This is a genomic window from Citrobacter sp. MGH100 (assembly GCF_001034465.1).
Classification (GTDB): domain Bacteria; phylum Pseudomonadota; class Gammaproteobacteria; order Enterobacterales; family Enterobacteriaceae; genus Citrobacter; species Citrobacter youngae.
The window spans coordinates 104922-123968 of sequence record NZ_KQ089804.1 but is presented as its reverse complement, the minus strand read 5'-3'; the positions used below and the strand labels follow the sequence as shown (position 1 = coordinate 123968).

Sequence of the window (19047 nt, the reverse complement as noted above, 5' to 3'; positions counted from 1 at the left end):
TGAGTTTACTGAGCAATAAACGGTGTGACGGCCTCTTTGGCGGCGTTGCAGACCATATTGTCGATTGCCGTACCTACGACCAGAATATTGACCCCGGTATCTTTAAACGCTTTGGCGTTGGCGAGGTTAATACCGCCTTCTGCCAGCGTTGGTACATCAACCGCGCCAACCAGCGCTCGCAGCCTTTCTTTAATGGCCTGTGGAATGTCGCCTGCTGCTACGCCTTCATAGCTCATACCGGTCATCAGGCCGATCATATCGACGCCAATTTCCTGCATCCGCTTCGCCACGCTGGAAACCTCTTCCGGCGTACGCGCAGGAATACCGAAAGTATGCAGATCGTCCGGGTGACCAATATAGGCGTCAACGGTCAGACCATATTGATGGGCGAGATTAACGATATCCTGCAGATCGTCCCAGTCGGATTTATGCGTGTGCAAACCATCGGCTCCGGCACGGGCAATCTCCAGAATCTCAGTGTCACTGAGCGGCACGGGCAAGGTTTCGGTAAAACCTCCCGCAATACCCACGGTAATGAAAATATCGTCAGGAACCACGTTACGCACGCCGTGTACCGCTTCAGCCATTTGCCCGTTGGTGATTTCATGGCGGATCTGCTCTGCTGCATGCATATTGCTCACGCCTTTGTGTCCACGCGCCAGCGCCAGTGCCGGGTGGTTTGGTTCCAGCAGCTTAACGCCTGCCTCACACACCGCTTTCGCCAGACGCGCATCGTCGCCAGTGATCCCCGTACTGAGGATGGTTTGTCCGCCGTGGAGCGCAATGGCATCTTTCACTTTCTGTAACGCTTTGGCGCGTTTTTTATTCATATCGCCTTTAAACATGGTGTACCTCTGGTGTTGGTGCATTAATTAACGGGCTGACGCTGCAGGTTCGCTCTGTACGACAGCCTTAAAACGGTTAGCAATAATGGTGGTAATACAGGTCATCGCCATTGTTGTGATCATCACGATAGCCATCTGAAGCGCATTGCTGGACAAGAACGGCGAGGCAAAAGCGGGAACATAAGCCACGCCTTTAACGTTAAAGAAGCCCAGCATCATGCCGCCCATTCCGGCCCAGAAAATGGCGGAGCCAAAGACAATTTTGTTGGCGAACATGAAGGGATAGGCAGATTCCACGAAGGTTCCGAAACCCAGGTTAATAAGCAGCCCCGGTGTGGCGACGGCGGCTTCACTTTTTTCGCGAGGGGCGATAACGTTGGCAAGGTTAATCCCTGCGGCAACCATCACCAGACCCACCATATCGACTGCGCCGAGGAAGCTTACGCCGGATTTTTCCATCTCCAGCAGAACCAGCGGCAGAATGACCGCGTGGTAGACTCCGCCCAGGATGGCTGGCCAGATAACCAACCCCGCCAGCAGTCCGGCAAGAACAGGACTGAAAGCCAGAGTGCTTTCGATAGCCAGTTTGATGTAATTACCTGCCGACAGCGCCAGCGGACTCAGCAGATAGTGCATGATCAACCCGGCGGCAAGACCTGAAATCCCACCGGCGACGATGTTGACGGTGGTCATCGGAAAGCGCCAGTTCAGGCACAGTTCAAACAGCCAACGAACGAAAATCCCGGCCATCAATCCGCCGATAATCCCGCCGATCAGCCCCCCTTCAACGGACAGCACCCCGGCGACGACCCCGGCAACGATTGAGACTTCATCCAGCTCAGAAATCTGTTTTGCCGCCAGCACGGCAACCAATACCGGCAGGCCTTTCAGCAGGATTTCAAAAATATCGTTAAGTTTTTCCAGACCCGGGATGTGGCTCAGGGCGAGAACAATTGCCATCGCGATAAAGCCAGGCAGCGCAGGGATCATAATGCTGCGAATGTTAAAGCGTTTGAGCAGGCTCTTTCCGGAGCCACCCTGGGAGGGTGAAGCGCTACCCAACTGCGGCTTGTACTTAATGCCCCAGTGTTTACACAGAGACGCCACGAAGGAGACTGCGCGGGTGCGGCTGGTGGTACCCGTCGTGCCCGAGGTTGCGACGACATTTGCCCCTTTTGCGGCCACCAGCGCCATTGACGTTCCGCCGGTGCCAACGATCGGCGTTTTCATTTCAACGGCAGCGGTGAAGACTTCGTGGTTCGCTTTTCCCGGATCGGCGCTCATCACGACGATCCCGTCGATCGCGCCGCTACGGATCATCTCAGCAATCTGGCGATCGCTTTCGACCACCGAAGCGTTTACCTCTGAAAGTTTTCCCTGAAATATCCGTTGTGGTTTTTGTTGGTTTTCTTTGGTTAATGCAAACACGGATGCCGCTGTGTGGGGTTTGGCAACATCCATCGAGGCTTCCGCCGCGATAAACTGCACGGCGGCAACTTCCACACCTGCGGCTTCGCACTGCTGATAAATTTCCTGGAGTAGCTTCTCTGGCTCTGCGCCACCCAGGTTGTAGAGGTTGCCTCCACTGCTTCCAATAATCGCAATTTTTTTCATAGCGGCCTCAAAGATAGGGTAAAGGGGTTATTTGTGTTGTAGTGGAATCATAATCCCAACTAAAACAAATCAAATCAACATTAAATGAGCGAGGTAAATTGCCATTTGTATGGGGTTTGTTTATTAATTGCTTGAAACAAAAAGAATAAATTAAGATTTTGTTTTATGTTGATGTTTGTTGTTTTGTGATGGGGTTCAAAGGAGTATCTATATAAATGGAGGGTAACCCTCCATTTATACGCGATCAGTTTTGTTTTATAGCGCTTCGCTTTTCAGTAATCGGTTTACCGGACCAGTAACCCGCAAGCAGCGAACCAGAAAGGTTATGCCAGACGGAGAACAACGCGCCGGGCAGAGCGGCGAGCGGACCGAAGTAGATTTTGCCCAGCGCAGCGGCGAGGCCGGAGTTCTGCATGCCGACTTCAATCGCCAGTGTGCGGCAGGTGGATTCATCAAAGCCGAACAGTTTCCCGCCCCAGTAGCCGCCAAGCAGGCCAATGGTGTTATGCAGAATAACGGCGATAATCACCACAAAGCCGACCGACGCAATGTGCGATGCAGAACCTGCCACAACAGCGCTGATAATCGCCAGAATGCACACCATAGAAAACGCGGGCAGATACGGTTCTACGGTTTTTACGACGCGTGGGAACAGATGATGAATGACCAGGCCCAAAGCAATCGGAATGACTACGATCTGCAGAATACTTAGCAGCATCCCCATCACATCTACCTGGATATGCGCGTCGACGTAAAGACGGGTGAGCAGCGGCGTGGCGACAACACCGACCAGCGTTGAAACCGATGAAATCGTCACGGAGAGCGCCACATCGCCTTTCGCCAGGTAGATCATTACGTTAGATGCCGTTCCGCTGGCCACGCTACCGACCAGTACCATACCTGCGGACAATTCCGGCGGCATATTAAAAGCCAGCGCCAAAATCCATGCGGCGAGCGGCATCACCAGATAGTGCAGGAAAATACCCGCCGCGACCGGGGCTGGGCGTGAGAGTACGCGTTTAAAATCATCCACCTTCAGGTGCACGCCCATGCCGAACATAATCAGCATCAGTAACGACGGCACTAATGGCCCGACAGGCGTAAAGGTGGAGGGCGTGTAATACGCAATAACAGAGAGCAGCAGCGCCCATAACGGGAACAGCCGCGTGAGAGTAGCGAGCATATTGTATTCCTTGCGATTTAAAGATGTTGTGTTGTTATAAAAAAGCCGGGTTCGAGCCCGGCTATAGTTATTGTTTATCGCGTGATGGAATATTATTCAAACAAATTATGGTGCAGCTTCTGTACAACCTGCTCGGCTTCAGTACCAGGTACCAGGAAGCACAGGTTGTGGCTGGACGCGCCGTAGCAAATCATCCGAATATTGAACGGCTCCAGTACGCCGAACACCTCTTTACCCACGCCGCAGGCTTTGGACAGGTCGTTGCCAATCAATGCCACCAGTGCCAGGCCTTCTTCAACTTCAACCCGACACAGGGCCGACAGCTCCATCAGCAGAGACTGTGTTAACAGCGTATCGCCGGTGGACGTTGAACCGGTGGTATCCAGCGTCAGCGCCACGCTGACTTCGGATGTGGTAATTAAATCGACCGAGATATTGTGGCGTGCCAGGATGCCGAACACTTCCGCCAAAAAGCCGCGAGAGTGCAGCATATTCAGGCTATGCAGCGTCAGCAGCGTCTGCTTACGGCGTAGCGCCAGCGCACGGAACAGCGGTGGATTCGCGGTTTTATTGCAGACCAGCGTACCGCCTGCTTTTGGATCCTTACTGGAGCCCACAAACACCGGAATATCGCTACGTACGGCTGGCAACAGGGTTGCCGGGTGCAGAACTTTCGCGCCAAAGGTCGCCATTTCCGCGGCCTCTTCAAAGGCGATTTCATCAATACGCTGCGCAGCCGGAACCACGCGCGGATCGGTAGTGTAGATGCCGGGAACGTCGGTCCAGATATCAACGCGCGTTGCGTGTAGGGCTTCTGCCAGTAAGGCGGCGGTATAATCGCTGCCGCCGCGTCCCAGTGTGGTGGTGCGGCCCTTGCCTTCACTGCCGATAAAGCCCTGAGTAATCACCAGACTTTCGCTCAGACGCGGGGCCAACTGGAGCGTTGCCAGTTCAGCCAGCGCCGTGACGTCGGGTTCTGCACGACCAAAACGATCGTTGGTGCGCATCACTTTACGCACGTCAAACCACTGCGCCTGCACGTTGCGTTCACGCAGGATCTCGACGAACAGCAGGGTAGACATCAGTTCACCGTGGCTGACCAGTTCGTCGGTCAGCGCGGTTGAGGTCGCCAGTGACGCCGCTTCTGCCAGTGTGGTGATGTTTTCCAGCAGACGTTCGATCTCTTCACGGATCACGTTTGGATAACGCAGGCGTTCCAGAATATTGAACTGAATTTGACGAATGGCATCGAGTTTTTCGAAGCGCTCGGTTGGCTCCAGACCTTCTGCCAGCGCGACCAGCAGGTTAGTAATACCCGCCGAAGCGGACAGCACCACTAAACGGACGTTAGCATCAGAAAGCACGACATCAGCGCTGCGATTCATGGCATCAAAATCCGCCACGCTGGTACCACCAAACTTGGAGACAACTACATCAGTCATAACTACCTCGTGTCAGGGAATGAATAGAGCGACCATGGCACATAAGGCAGAACGAAAACCGGTGCAGGCGCAAATGCAAATACCGTATTTATAAATAAAATGTGTAGCTTGCACTGTCAACGCTGGGATTATGCGGATTTTTCATGCTGCAACTGCGTTGAGTAACGGTACTAATAACAACGCTGATAACCGCTATACTTTTTAGCCACGTTTGGCGGATGCCCTGGCAATGGCATTAAAACAATCACACTTTTCTGTGACTGGCGTTACAATCGATCTCAGTCACAATTCTCAAAATCAGAAGAGTATTGCTAATGAAAAACATCAATCCAACGCAGACCTCAGCCTGGCAGGCACTACAAAAACACTTTGAAGAAATGAAAGACGTTACTATCGCGGATCTTTTCGCGAAAGATAGCGATCGTTTCACTAAGTTTTCCGCGATGTTTGACGATCTGATGCTGGTGGATTTCTCCAAAAACCGCATCACTGAAGAGACGCTGGCTAAACTGCAGGATCTGGCGAAAGAAACCGATTTGGCGGGTGCCATCAAGTCCATGTTCTCCGGTGAGAAAATCAACCGTACTGAAGACCGTGCCGTGCTGCACGTGGCGCTGCGTAACCGTAGCAATACGCCGATCATCGTTGACGGCAAAGATGTGATGCCGGAAGTGAATGCGGTACTGGAGAAGATGAAATCTTTCTCTGAAGCGATCATCTCCGGAAGCTGGAAAGGCTATACCGGCAAAGCCATCACCGATGTAGTAAACATCGGTATCGGCGGCTCTGACCTCGGCCCGTTCATGGTGACCGAAGCGCTGCGTCCGTACAAAAATCACCTGAACATGCACTTTGTGTCTAACGTCGATGGTACGCACATCGCCGAAGTGCTGAAAAAAGTGAATCCGGAAACCACGCTGTTCCTGGTCGCTTCCAAAACTTTCACCACCCAGGAAACCATGACCAACGCCCACAGCGCGCGCGACTGGTTCCTGGCGACCGCTGGCGACAACAAGCACGTAGCCAAACACTTCGCAGCGCTCTCCACTAACAGTAAAGCGGTTGGCGAGTTCGGTATTGATACTGCCAATATGTTCGAGTTCTGGGACTGGGTTGGCGGTCGTTACTCCCTGTGGTCTGCCATTGGTCTGTCCATCATCCTGTCCGTAGGCTTCGACAACTTTGTTGAGCTGCTCTCCGGCGCGCATGCGATGGACAAACACTTCTCCACCACCCCGGCTGAGAAAAACCTGCCGGTGCTGCTGGCGCTGATCGGTATCTGGTACAACAACTTCTTCGGTGCTGAAACCGAAGCGATTCTGCCGTATGACCAGTATATGCACCGTTTCGCGGCCTACTTCCAGCAGGGCAACATGGAATCCAACGGTAAATACGTTGACCGTAACGGCAACGCAGTGGATTACCAGACTGGCCCAATCATCTGGGGTGAGCCGGGCACTAACGGCCAGCATGCGTTCTACCAGCTGATTCACCAGGGCACCAAAATGGTTCCGTGCGATTTCATCGCGCCGGCAATCACCCACAACCCGCTGTCGGATCACCATCCGAAACTGCTGTCTAACTTCTTCGCGCAAACCGAAGCGCTGGCTTTTGGTAAATCTCGTGAAGTGGTTGAGCAGGAATATCGCGACCAGGGTAAAGATCCGGCTACGCTTGAGCACGTTGTGCCGTTCAAAGTGTTCGAAGGTAACCGTCCAACGAACTCCATCCTGCTGCGCGAAATCACGCCGTTCAGCCTGGGTGCGTTGATTGCGCTGTACGAGCACAAAATCTTCACTCAGGGCGCGATCCTGAACATCTTCACCTTTGACCAGTGGGGCGTTGAGCTGGGCAAACAGCTGGCGAACCGCATTCTGCCAGAGCTGAACGATGATAAAACTGTTTCTTCCCATGATGTTTCTACTAATGGGTTGATTAACCGTTATAAGTCCTGGCGCTAATCTGCTTCTTCCTTCGAACCGCAGCGGTGTTGGCTGCGTTCGTTAACCCCGGTCACATAGCTATCTATGCTCCCGGGGATTAACGATCTTGCCGCCTTGCTGCAATTCGAATGAATTTGCAGATTACCTGTGATAGAAGCTGATATTATTATCAGCTTTTTTTATAAGATAATTCCACTTCTCCACCTTATTACCTAAAAATTTAATTGAGCTTAATCCTAAAATAATATGTTCAACGTTATCCTGTTTCTGATGTTTTAAGATTTACCGGATATTGTGTTTTCACTATTATATTTTAACTCTTTGAATTTAATTGTTTTTATTGTTTATTGTTAATCGTTTTCTCTCTCGCTATCTAATTATCCTAAATTCCCCTGTGGCGTAATTTGAACACTTTGGCTTGTGTATACTCGATCTCGCCCGAAATTCTTTTGGGTAAATCTCCATTCATGCAATGAAGGGAATTTGTGATGAAAAAAGTTGTGTATGGCCTTTGGGCTATATCTGCGCTTGCGGCGATGTCTGTCTATGCCGCCCCCGTTCAGGTGGGTGAGGCTGCAGGGTCGACTGCCGCGTCGGTTTCGGCGGGAAGTTCCTCCGCGACCAGCGTGAGCACCGTAAGTTCTGCGGTGGGGGTTGCCCTGGCGGCAACCGGTGGCGGCGATGGTTCTAATACCGGAACCACCACCACGACAACCACCAGTACCCAGTAATACAGGTACGTTTAATTCTAACCACACTTCGGTGTGGTTATTTTGCCTCTCTGGAGAAACGTCGTGAAGCGACCCGCGCTCATAATGGTTTGCCTGTTACTACAGGCGTGCTCAGCCACCACCGAAGGTTTGGGGCATTCGCTGTGGGATAGCGTATTTGGGACTCCCGGCGTAAAGATGACGGATGATGAAATCCAAAATATGCCTTACGCCAGCCAGTATATGCAGCTCAACGGCGGTCCCCAGCTGTTTGTGGTACTCGCGTTCGCAGAAAACGGACAGCAGAAATGGGTGACTCAGGATCGGGCCATTCTCGTGACGCAACATGGGCGACTGGTGAAAACACAGCTCGACGGAGACAACCTCATCGAGGTGAATAATCTGGCTGCCGACCCGCTCAGTAAGCCCAATCAGATAGTCGATGGCGCAACGTGGTCCCGTACGATGGGCTGGACCGAGCATCAGAAGGTACGCTATGCCACCGCCCGCTCGGTTTTCACATGGGATGGCGCTGACACCATCAAGGTCGGCAGAGATGAAACGCCGGTACGCATCCTCGATGAAGACGTCACCACCGATCAAACGCGCTGGCATAACCGCTACTGGGTAGACAGTGACGGCATGATTCGCCAGTCAGAACAGTATCTTGGCGCAGGTTTCTTCCCGGTGAAAACTACGCTGATTAAGGCGGCAAAATCATGATGAAACGAATGATTACCGCGCTGACCTTCAGCCTGTGTGCGGCATCTGTTTTTGCTGCGGGCAGTGTAAAAGTGATCACGACAGGCAGCACCGAAGCAAAAACGCTGACCGGCGCGGAGCATTTGGTCGATCTGGTGGGTCAACCGAAGCTGGCGAATAGCTGGTGGCCAGGCGCGGTGATTGGCGAAGAGCGGGCAACGGCTGAGGCGCAACGTCAGCAGCAGGCATTACTGGATCGTCTGGCGACGTTGAGTGCTGGAGAAAGCGGTGATGATGCCGCGGCTATCAACGCGTTACGCCAGCAAATTCAGGCGCTGAAGGTGACCGGCAGACAGACGATTAATCTCGACCCGGATGTTGTACGCGTCAGCGAGCGAGGCAACCCGCCGCTGCAGGGCAATTACACGCTGTGGGTTGGGCCGCAGCCCACGGATATCACGCTGTTGGGTTTGCTAAGCCACCCGGGTAAACAGCCGTTTATACCCGGACGTGATGTTGCCAGCTATCTCGATGGGCAGCATCGGCTCAGCGGCGCGGATCGTAGCTACGCCTGGGTTGTCTATCCCAACGGACGCACACAAAAAGTGCCGGTCGCCTACTGGAACAAACGTCACATTGAGCCGATGCCCGGCAGCATCATTTTTGTCGGGCTGTCGGACTCTGTCTGGAGCAGCACCCCGGATGAAATCAATGCCGACATTCTTCACACCCTGACCCAGCGGATACCCGAATAATGAGAAAAACTTATCTGCTCAGCCTGTTGGCGCTGGGTATCAGCGCGGCCTGTCACGGTGAAACGTATCCTGCGCCGATTGGTCCTTCCCAGTCTGATTTTGGCGGCGTGGGGCTGCTGCAAACCCCAACCGCACGCATGGCGCGTGAGGGCGAAATGAGCCTTAACTACCGCGATAACGATCAGTACCGCTACTACTCCGCGTCGGTGCAACTGTTCCCGTGGCTGGAAACGACCCTGCGCTATACCGATGTGCGCACCAAAAAATACAGCAGCGTGGAGTCGTTTTCAGGCGATCAGACATACAAGGATAAGGCGTTCGACCTGAAGCTGCGGTTGTGGGAAGAGAGCTACTGGATGCCGCAGGTGGCGGTGGGGGCACGCGATATAGGCGGAACGGGCCTGTTCGATGCGGAGTATATTGTGGCGAACAAAGCCTGGGGACCGTTTGATTTCTCACTCGGTCTCGGCTGGGGATACCTCGGGACCAGCGGCAACGTCAGCAATCCGTTTTGTTCATACAGCGATAAATTCTGTCATCGCGATAACAGCTACAAGCAGGCGGGTTCCATTGACGGCAGCCAGATGTTCCACGGCCCGGCATCGCTGTTTGGCGGCGTAGAGTATCAGACTCCCTGGCAGCCGCTGCGCCTGAAGCTGGAGTACGAGGGAAATAATTATCAGCAGGATTTTGCGGGCAAGCTGGATCAGAAGAGCAAGTTTAACGTCGGCGCTATTTATCGCGTCACCGATTGGGCCGACGTTAACCTCAGCTATGAGCGCGGCAATACCTTTATGTTTGGGGTCACTCTGCGGACTAACTTTAACGATCTGCGACCACGCTATAACGACAACGCCCGCCCGAAATATCAGCCACAGCCGCAGGATGCCATCCTGCAACATTCGGTGGTGGCGAATCAGCTAACGCTGCTGAAATATAATGCCGGGCTGGCGGATCCTAACATTCAGGTGCAGGGCGATACGCTGTATGTGACCGGCGAACAGGTGAAATACCGTGATTCGCGCGAAGGGATCGAACGCGCGAACCGGATCGTGATGAACGATCTTCCCGACGGGATCCGCACGATCCGTATTACGGAAAATCGCCTTAACTTGTCGCAGGTGACGACCGAAACGGATGTTTCCAGCCTGAAGCGCCATCTGGAAGGCGAGCCGTTGGGCCATGAGACTCAACTGGCGCAAAAACGCGTTGAGCCCGTAGTGCCGAAAACGACCGAGCAGGGCTGGTATATCGATAAGTCGCGCTTCGATTTCCACATCGATCCGGTGCTTAACCAGTCGGTAGGCGGCCCGGAAAATTTCTATATGTATCAGTTGGGCGTGATGGGCACGGCAGATTGGTGGGTTACCGATCATCTGCTGACCACCGGGAGTTTGTTCGCCAACCTCGCCAATAACTATGACAAGTTTAACTACACCAACCCGCCGCAGGATTCGCATTTACCGCGGGTGCGTACCCATGTGCGTGAGTATGTACAGAACGACGTCTACGTGAATAACCTGCAGGCCAATTACTTCCAGTCACTCGGGAACGGGTTTTACGGACAGGTTTACGGCGGCTATCTGGAGACCATGTATGGCGGGGCGGGCGCGGAAGTATTGTACCGTCCATTGGACAGCAACTGGGCGTTTGGCATTGACGCCAACTACGTGAAACAGCGTGACTGGCGTAGCGCACAGGACATGATGAAATTCACCGACTACAGCGTGAAGACCGGGCATTTGACCGCGTACTGGAATCCTTCTTTCGCTCAGGATGTGCTGGTGAAAGCCAGCGTGGGTCAGTATCTGGCCGGGGATAAGGGCGGAACGCTGGAGGTAGCCAAACGCTTCGACAGCGGTGTCGTGGTGGGTGGTTATGCGACTATCACTAATGCCTCACCGGATGAGTACGGCGAGGGTGATTTTACTAAAGGGGTGTACGTTTCAGTGCCGCTGGATCTGTTCTCGTCAGGCCCAACCCGCAGTCGCGCGGCGATAGGCTGGACACCGTTAACGCGTGATGGCGGTCAGCAGCTTGGGCGTAAGTTTGGTCTGTACGATATGACCAGTGACAGGAGTGAGAATTTCCGGTGATGTGAATGTTGATCGCCCGGTGGCGCTACGCTTACCGGGCATCCGGCAAGAACCGTCATGCGAACAAAATATAAACAAAAAATGTAGATCTCTGTCACATTTTTGCGTTATACAGGAACCTCGCCACTGAGTAAGAGGTGCTGTTATGACGTCGCTATCTCGTCCCCGCGTGGAGTTTATCTCCACCATCTTGCAGACCGTGCTGAATCTGGGGCTGCTGAGTCTGGGCCTGATCCTGGTCGTATTCCTCGGGAAAGAAACGCTGCATCTGGCAGATGTGCTGTTCGCGCCGGAACAAACCAGCAAATATGAGCTGGTGGAAGGACTGGTGGTTTACTTTCTGTATTTTGAATTTATCGCACTGATTGTGAAGTACTTTCAGTCAGGGTTTCACTTTCCGCTGCGCTATTTTATCTATATCGGGATCACCGCGATTGTGCGGTTGATCATTGTCGATCATAAAGCACCTATGGATGTGCTTACCTATTCCGCGGCGATCCTGCTGCTGGTGATCACCCTGTGGCTGTGCAACTCGAAGCGGTTGAAGCGAGAGTAAAAAAACAACACGCCGTTGGGGCGGCGTGTTGCATGTCAGGCTTATTGTGCAGAGACGGGCTTGGCTTTCTCTGCTGTGGGTTCCCACAGTTCTTCAAGTTCTTCCAGTGTTTTGCCTTTGGTTTCCGGCACGAACTTCCACATGAACAGCGCCGCCAGGATGCCCATACAACCGTAGATCCAGTAGGAGAAACCGTTGTGGAAATGGGAAACCAGCCACGAATTTTTGTCCATCATTGGGAAGGTCCAGGAGACGAAGTAGTTCGCCAGCCACTGGGCCGCAACTGCAATGGCGAGCGCTTTACCGCGAATCGCATTCGGGAAGATTTCTGCCAGCAACACCCAACAAACCGGTCCCCAGGACATGGCGAATGCCGCGACATAAAATAGCATCGACAGCAGCGCCACCAGGCCGGAAGCCTGCGTATAAAATGCAGTGCCGAGGCTGAACATCCCAATTGCCATGCCGAGTGCGCCAATGATCTGCAGCGGTTTGCGACCAAATTTGTCCACAGTCATGATAGCCAGCACGGTGAAGCTCAGGTTGATTACGCCGACAATAATGGTCTGCAATAACGCCACATCGGTGCTGGCCCCAAGCGTTTTGAAGACTTCCGGTGCGTAGTACAGCACGACGTTAATACCGACAAACTGCTGGAAGATGGATAACATCACGCCGATAACGATCACGCCCGCACCAAACATCAACAGGCGACCACCGGTTTTGCGCCCATGCTCGAGTGACTGATTAATCTCCTGCATGGCCTGGGTGGCGAGGGTGCTGCCCATAATTTTGCGCAGAATACCTTCTGCTTGTTCGTGTCTGCCACGCGCCATCAGCCAACGTGGGCTTTCTGGTACGGTATACAGCAGCAGTAAAAACAGCAGGGCGGGGATACTTTCGGAGGCAAACATATATCGCCAGCCATCGGTATTCAGCCAGTTGGCGTCGCCTGAACGGGCAATAAAATAGTTAACGCAATACACCAGTAACTGGCCAAAAATAATCGCGAATTGGTTAAAGGAAACCAGTTTCCCACGAATATGTGCCGGAGCCAGCTCAGCAATATACATAGGTGAGAGCATTGAGGCTAAACCTACGCCAATACCACCGATGATGCGATAAATAACGAATTCGGGGACGTATCCGGCTAAATAAACAGGCACAGCATTATCGGGGTTAATGGTGGTGAAACCTAATTCTGGCCATGCGGATCCGATGCCGGAAATAAAAAATAACAGCGCAGCGATTTTCAGCGAATCCCGGCGACCAAAGCGGTTACTACAATACCCGCCCAGCGCACCGCCGATGATGCAGCCAATCAACGCACTGGCGACGCAAAAACCCAACAATGAGTTGGCGGCGGATTCACTTAAGTGTTGTGGAGCGACAAATACGGTATTTAAGGATTCTACCGTTCCGGATATGACCGCAGTGTCGTAACCGAATAATAGTCCTCCTAAAGTTGCGACTAATGTAATCGAAAAAATATAACTGGAATTATATTGAGTGTTCATTCAGACCTGCCTTAGAGGGTACAGCTCTTTTGATCAGTGCCGTGATGGTGAATTTAACAGGCAGGGAAGACAATTATCATTTTTTACATTGCAATTACGTTTTGTCTTTTCTGTGATCTTAATTCCGTTTAATTAGTTTATTTCCAGACGAAAAATAGAATTGCAGTGATGGAGAGCACGAAAGGAAATAATCATAACGGTAATGCAAAATAACATAAAAAAAGGGCGCTCCGTAGAGCGCCGAATAACAGTCACAGGTTGGGATAACATAAGTTGAGGGTTGCAGTGGCATTGCCCGTTGCCGGGCGGGGTAACACAACTACTTTGATGAAACTTAACCTTTCACACCACCCGCGGTCAGGCCGTTGACCAGCCAGCGCTGCGCCAGCAGGAATACCAGCGTGATCGGAATGGCGGAAAGTACAGCTGCGGCGGCAAAGTCGCCCCACAAATAGTTTTGTGGATTGAGGTACTGCTGCATACCTACCGCGAGGGTATAGCTGTTCACATCACGCAGCAGCAGTGACGCGACCGGGACTTCGGTAATAGCGGCAATGAACGACAGAATAAATACCACCGCCAGAATCGGAACGGAAAGCGGTAGCAGCACCAGGCGGAATGCCTGCCACGGCGTTGCGCCATCCAGCGCGGCCGCTTCTTCCAGCGAACCGTCGATGGTTTCGAAATAACCCTTAATCGTCCATACATGCAGTGCAATACCGCCAAGATAGGCGAAGATCACGCCGCCGTGCGTGTTCAGGCCGATAAACGGAATGTACTGGCCCAGGCGGTCAAACAACGCGTACAGGGCGACCAGAGACAGTACTGCCGGGAACATCTGGAAAATCAGCATCCCTTTCAGCAGGGTTGCTTTACCCGGGAAACGCATACGGGCAAAGGCGTAAGCACAGGTGGTGGAAAGCGTCACGATACCAATCGCGGTAATGGTGGCCACCTTCACTGAGTTCCACAGCCACAGCAGTACCGGGAACGGCGGCGGCGTCACACGGCCATCTGCGTGCTCAACGCTAAAGCCCAGCGCCAGTTTCCAGTGTTCCCAGGAGATGTTTTCCGGGATCAGGCTACCGGTGGCGAAGTTACCTTCGCGCAGCGAAATAGCAATGACCATCAGCAGCGGGAACATGATCGCCGCGATGAAAATCAGTAGCAGAAGGTGCGTGGTCAATAAACGTAGCTTCTGAGATTTGGGTTGGACCATAGCCATATTCCGTGCCCTCCTTAGTCGAATTTCATTCGTGTGGCTTTCAGGTTAACAATCGCCAGCGCACCCACCAGCAGGAAGATCAGCGTGGCAATCGCCGCTGCCAGACCGAAGTCCTGTCCGCCGCCGCCTTCGAAGGCGATACGGTAGGTGTAGCTCACGAGCAGGTCGGTATAGCCGGCTGGCGTGGTGGTGCCAAGTCGGTCCGGGCCACCGTTGGTCAACAGTTGAATCAGCACGAAGTTGTTAAAGTTAAAAGCAAAGCTGGCAATCATCAGCGGCGTTAGCGGCTTAATCAGCAGCGGAAGCGTAATCTTAAAGAAGTTCTGGAACGGGCCGGCGCCATCCATCGCCGAGGCTTCATACAGATCGTCAGGAATTGCTTTCAGCAGACCCATGCACAGGATCATCATGTATGGATAACCGAGCCAGGTGTTGACGATAATAATCATCGAACGTGCGGTGGTTGGGTCGCTGAACCAGGCCGGTTTGATACCAAACAGTGCGCTCAGCATCATGTTGATTTCACCAAAGCTCTGGTTGAATAAGCCCTTGAAAATCAGAATCGAGATAAACGACGGTACGGCATACGGAAGAATCAGCAGGACACGGTAAATCGCTTTGCCTTTGAGAGACTCCCACTGTACGAGACAGGCCAGCACCATTCCCACAGCAACGGTGAGGATCACTGTCAGAACGGAGAAGACCACCGTCCAGACAAAGATGGCGAAGAATGGTTTCTGGATGCCTTCGTCGGTAAACACGCGAGTGAAGTTATCCCAGCCGATGGCAACGGTATAGCCTGGACTGAGTTTTTCGCTACCCCAGCTACCGTCAGCGTTAATCGCCTGATAATAACCAATGTCGCTGTTCGGACGGTATTTTACGCCGCTCTGGTTATTGGTGAGCGTGCCGTCGTCAGCGAGGGTATAGAGCGGTTGCGTGCCGGAAAACTGGCGCAACGAGCTCATGATCACTTTGCTTTCATCCGGCAGGATAGCGGTCAATTGGTTTAGCGCCTGGCGATTCTGGGTGATGATGCGCAGCGTCCCACGTTCGCTTGCTGGCAGGGCATCCGTTTCTTTTAGTTGCAGTTTCTGTTCGCCGCCAAATTTGAAGGCATCGGAAACATAATTTTTGCCGGTTTCACCGTCGGTGAGCGCCAGTTGCCACTCCGTACCCGCCGGATACAGACCGAAGTTGTAGGTTTTACCAGCCTGATACGAACGATCCATCAGGACTTCCTGAGCACGTTCAAAGGTCAGCTGGTTGGTGCTGCTGTAGTTGGTAAAGGCAATTGCGATGGTGCAAACCAATGGAAACAGAACAAACAGCCCCATACCAGCGACGCCAGGATAAACATAACGCCAGGCATAGGTTTTACGGTTAGCGAAAATATACAGGCCAGCAGAGCTTAAAATCAGCGTCATGATGGCAAACAGGTACTCCCCCTGAGCGTACATCAAAACAACAAGGTAACCGACCAGCAGCCCAAGCAGACCTATCACTGACCATTTAAGCCGGTCGCTTTGCCACCAGTGTTTCTTTTTAATGACATCCATGGGGATCTTCCTCTTTACGCTTTATCCTTCGCACTACCTCTTTGTTGGCTGCGGAAGCGCACCCCAGTCACTTACTTATGTAAGCTCCTGGGGATTTGCCTCCTTGCCGCCTCGATGTAGCGCGAATGATTTCGCGTAACAACGTATTCAATAAACCTGATTCCCTAAGAAATAAGGGAAACCGTATTACTTGGTGATACGACCTTGTGCATCTTTCAGCGCGGCATCGACGGTCTGACGGCCGCTGGCTGCGTTGATCACTGCGGTACGAACGGCATACCAGAATGCGGACATCTGTGGGATGTTCGGCATGATTTCGCCTTTCTGGGCGTTATCCATGGTGGCGGCGATACGTGGGTCTTTTGCTAATTGATCCTGGAAGGATTTCAGCGCCACGGCACCCAGCGGTTTGTCCTTGTTCACTTCATCCAGACCCTGGTCGGTCAGCAGGTAGTTTTCGAGGAACTCTTTCGCCAGTTCTTTGTTCGGGCTGGCGGCGTTAATACCGGCGCTCAGTACCCCAACAAACGGTTTAGACGCTTTGCCTTTGAAGGTTGGCAGCAGCGTGACGCCGTAGTTAATTTTGCTCTTGTCGATGTTCGACCACGCCCACGGACCGTTGATGGTCATCGCCGTTTCGCCCTTGTTGAAGGCCGCTTCTGCGATGGAGTAGTCGGTATCCGCGTTCATGTGTTTGTTCTTGATGAGGTCAACCAGGAAGGTCAGACCCGCTTTCGCGCCAGCGTTGTCCACGCCCACGTCTTTCACGTCATATTTGCCGTTTTCAAACTTGAACGCGTAACCGCCGTCGGCAGCAATCAGCGGCCAGGTGAAGTACGGTTCTTGCAGGTTGAACATCAGCGCAGATTTACCCTTCGCCTTCAGTGTCTTATCCAGCGCTGGGATCTCTTCCCAGGTTTTCGGTGGATTTGGCACGAGGTCTTTGTTGTAAATCAGCGACAGCGCTTCAACCGCGATTGGGTAAGCAATCAGCTTGCCGTTATAGCGTACGGCATCCCAGGTGAACGGATAGAGTTTGTCCTGGAACGCTTTATCCGGGGTGATTTCAGCCAGCAGGCCAGACTGCGCGTAGCCGCCAAAGCGGTCATGTGCCCAGAAGATGATGTCCGGGCCATCACCGGTCGCGGCAACCTGCGGGAATTTTTCTTCTAGTTTGTCCGGGTGCTCAATGGTGACTTTGATACCCGTGTCTTTCTCGAATTTTTTGCCTACTTCAGCGAGGCCGTTGTAGCCTTTATCGCCGTTAATCCAGATAACCAGCTTACCTTCTTCAATCTTGGCGAGAGCCGAGGCGGAGAACATCATCGTCGTCAATGCGGACAATGCGAGGATGCGTGCGCCAGTTTTGATTTTCATAGTTCCCATCCTGTTTGGTGATTTTGCAGAGGTGGCTTAACGGTGACTAGTTTCTTTATACGACAACCTCTTTCCATCCTCCTTACCCCTACGCCCCACCCATTCTTTATGTGATCTGTGTTACATAAATGTGAGTAATGCGTACTGGCGCACATAAAAACCCACTGATTTTTGCAAGCGACATCACGAAATTCCTCCACGGCGTACAGCCAGGGTCTCAGACGCTGCTCTCTCATCCTCCCGCCTCCTCCCCCATAAAAAAGCCGGGGGGTGGAGGATTCACGCCGTTAAGGGATAACGCATAGTCAATCCATCAATGAATGTTGCTGTCGATGACAGGTTGTAACGAAGGGAGAAGGGCATGGCGAGCGTACAGCTGCGAAATGTAACGAAAGCCTGGGGTGACGTGGTGGTATCGAAAGATATCAATCTCGACATTCACGAAGGGGAATTCGTGGTGTTTGTCGGACCGTCAGGCTGTGGTAAGTCAACCTTGCTGCGTATGATCGCCGGACTTGAAACCATCACCAGTGGTGATTTGTTTATCGGGGAGACCCGGATGAATGACATTCCACCCGCCGAACGTGGCGTGGGGATGGTCTTCCAGTCCTATGCGCTGTATCCCCATTTGTCCGTCGCCGAAAACATGTCGTTCGGCCTCAAGCTGGCAGGTGCCAAAAAAGAGGTGATGAACCAGCGTGTTAATCAGGTCGCAGAAGTGCTGCAACTGGCCCATCTGCTGGAGCGCAAACCCAAAGCGCTCTCTGGTGGACAACGTCAGCGTGTGGCGATTGGCCGAACGTTGGTTGCAGAGCCGCGAGTCTTTCTGTTGGACGAACCGCTGTCAAACCTCGATGCCGCACTGCGCGTCCAGATGCGCATTGAAATCTCCCGCCTGCATAAGCGTCTTGGCCGCACGATGATTTACGTCACCCACGATCAGGTCGAAGCGATGACCCTGGCCGACAAAATTGTGGTGCTGGATGCCGGCCGCGTCGCGCAGGTAGGTAAACCCCTGGAGCTGTACCACTACCCGGCTGACCGCTTTGTTGCCGGGTTTATTGGTTCGCCAAAGATGAACTTCCTGCCGGTGAAAGTGACGGCAACGGCGATCGATCAGGTTCAGGTTGAGCTGCCTAACCGCCAGCAAATATGGCTACCAGTGGAAAGCCGTGCGGTGCAGGTCGGCGCCAATATGTCTTTAGGTATCCGCCCGGAACATCTGCTGCCCAGCGATATTGCTGATGTCACCCTCGAAGGTGAAGTACAGGTAGTCGAGCAGCTTGGTCACGAAACACAAATCCATATCCAGATCCCCGCCATCCGTCAGAACCTGGTTTACCGCCAGAACGACGTGGTGTTGGTAGAAGAGGGTGCCACATTCGCTATCGGCCTGCCGCCAGAGCGTTGCCATCTGTTCCGTGAGGATGGCACTGCATGTCGTCGGTTGCATCAAGAGCCGGGCGTTTAAGGTATCCCATTAAAAAAAAGCGCAAAACCGTCAAGGTGAAGCGTTTAAAGAA

The 19047-nt window shown here is 52.9% G+C and carries 15 protein-coding genes; 7 read left to right on the top strand and 8 right to left on the bottom strand.

Going from position 1 to position 19047, the window contains the following annotated elements; translation table 11 throughout:
- Positions 1-5 precede the first annotated feature (5 nt).
- The 4 genes from SK32_RS22635 to lysC form a co-directional block, all read right to left on the bottom strand.
- Positions 6-845: a beta/alpha barrel domain-containing protein gene (locus tag SK32_RS22635; RefSeq protein ID WP_044702272.1), complete on the bottom strand. Its 840-nt coding sequence runs from the start codon at positions 843-845 to the stop codon at positions 6-8.
- Between the two features lie 27 nt (positions 846-872).
- Positions 873-2459, bottom strand: a complete 1587-nt coding sequence (locus SK32_RS22630; protein WP_048213948.1) for a PTS sugar transporter — start codon at positions 2457-2459, stop codon at positions 873-875.
- Between the two features lie 244 nt (positions 2460-2703).
- Positions 2704-3642 (bottom strand): ketopantoate/pantoate/pantothenate transporter PanS, encoded by a 939-nt coding sequence (panS, locus tag SK32_RS22625; protein ID WP_048213947.1) that lies wholly within the window; start codon positions 3640-3642, stop codon positions 2704-2706.
- A gap of 92 nt (positions 3643-3734) precedes the next feature.
- A complete protein-coding gene (lysC, locus tag SK32_RS22620) occupies positions 3735-5084 on the bottom strand; it encodes a lysine-sensitive aspartokinase 3 (protein WP_048213946.1) in 1350 nt (449 codons plus the stop codon).
- Positions 5085-5398: 314 nt separating this feature from the next.
- On the opposite strand from lysC, the gene pgi reads away from it, so the two are divergent.
- From pgi to psiE, 6 genes are all read left to right on the top strand, one after another.
- A complete protein-coding gene (gene pgi, locus SK32_RS22615) occupies positions 5399-7045 on the top strand; it encodes a glucose-6-phosphate isomerase (RefSeq protein ID WP_048213945.1) in 1647 nt (548 codons plus the stop codon).
- Between the two features lie 470 nt (positions 7046-7515).
- Positions 7516-7758, top strand: coding sequence for an exopolysaccharide production protein YjbE (gene yjbE, locus SK32_RS22610; RefSeq protein WP_048213944.1), 243 nt, complete (start codon positions 7516-7518; stop codon positions 7756-7758).
- 63 nt (positions 7759-7821) lie between these two features.
- Positions 7822-8460 (top strand): YjbF family lipoprotein, encoded by a 639-nt coding sequence (locus tag SK32_RS22605; protein ID WP_048213943.1) that lies wholly within the window; start codon positions 7822-7824, stop codon positions 8458-8460.
- The gene (locus SK32_RS22600; RefSeq protein ID WP_048213942.1) at positions 8457-9194 is read left to right on the top strand and encodes a capsule biosynthesis GfcC family protein; all 738 of its coding nucleotides are present in this window, start codon (positions 8457-8459) and stop codon (positions 9192-9194) included. Before SK32_RS22605 ends, SK32_RS22600 begins: the two co-directional genes overlap by 4 nt.
- Positions 9194-11290, top strand: coding sequence for a YjbH domain-containing protein (locus tag SK32_RS22595; protein ID WP_048213941.1), 2097 nt, complete (start codon positions 9194-9196; stop codon positions 11288-11290). Before SK32_RS22600 ends, SK32_RS22595 begins: the two co-directional genes overlap by 1 nt.
- Positions 11291-11435: 145 nt before the next feature.
- Positions 11436-11846, top strand: a complete 411-nt coding sequence (gene psiE / locus SK32_RS22590; RefSeq protein ID WP_048213940.1) for a phosphate-starvation-inducible protein PsiE — start codon at positions 11436-11438, stop codon at positions 11844-11846.
- A 41-nt stretch (positions 11847-11887) separates the two neighbouring features.
- On the opposite strand, the gene xylE is transcribed toward psiE, so the two are convergent.
- The 4 genes from xylE to malE all read right to left on the bottom strand — a co-directional run bounded on the left by xylE (position 11888) and on the right by malE (position 17524).
- Positions 11888-13363, bottom strand: a complete 1476-nt coding sequence (gene xylE, locus SK32_RS22585; protein ID WP_048213939.1) for a D-xylose transporter XylE — start codon at positions 13361-13363, stop codon at positions 11888-11890.
- A 334-nt stretch (positions 13364-13697) separates the two neighbouring features.
- Positions 13698-14588, bottom strand: a complete 891-nt coding sequence (gene malG / locus SK32_RS22580) for a maltose ABC transporter permease MalG (protein WP_016155340.1) — start codon at positions 14586-14588, stop codon at positions 13698-13700.
- A gap of 14 nt (positions 14589-14602) precedes the next feature.
- Positions 14603-16147 (bottom strand): maltose ABC transporter permease MalF, encoded by a 1545-nt coding sequence (gene malF / locus SK32_RS22575; RefSeq protein ID WP_048213938.1) that lies wholly within the window; start codon positions 16145-16147, stop codon positions 14603-14605.
- A gap of 186 nt (positions 16148-16333) precedes the next feature.
- Positions 16334-17524 carry a maltose/maltodextrin ABC transporter substrate-binding protein MalE gene (gene malE / locus SK32_RS22570; RefSeq protein WP_048213937.1) on the bottom strand — a complete coding sequence of 397 codons (1191 nt, stop codon included), beginning with the start codon at positions 17522-17524 and terminating at the stop codon, positions 16334-16336.
- A gap of 361 nt (positions 17525-17885) precedes the next feature.
- Here malE and malK point away from each other — a divergent pair, with 361 nt between their 5' ends.
- Positions 17886-18995 (top strand): maltose/maltodextrin ABC transporter ATP-binding protein MalK, encoded by a 1110-nt coding sequence (gene malK, locus SK32_RS22560; RefSeq protein ID WP_005132674.1) that lies wholly within the window; start codon positions 17886-17888, stop codon positions 18993-18995.
- Positions 18996-19047: the final 52 nt, after the last annotated feature.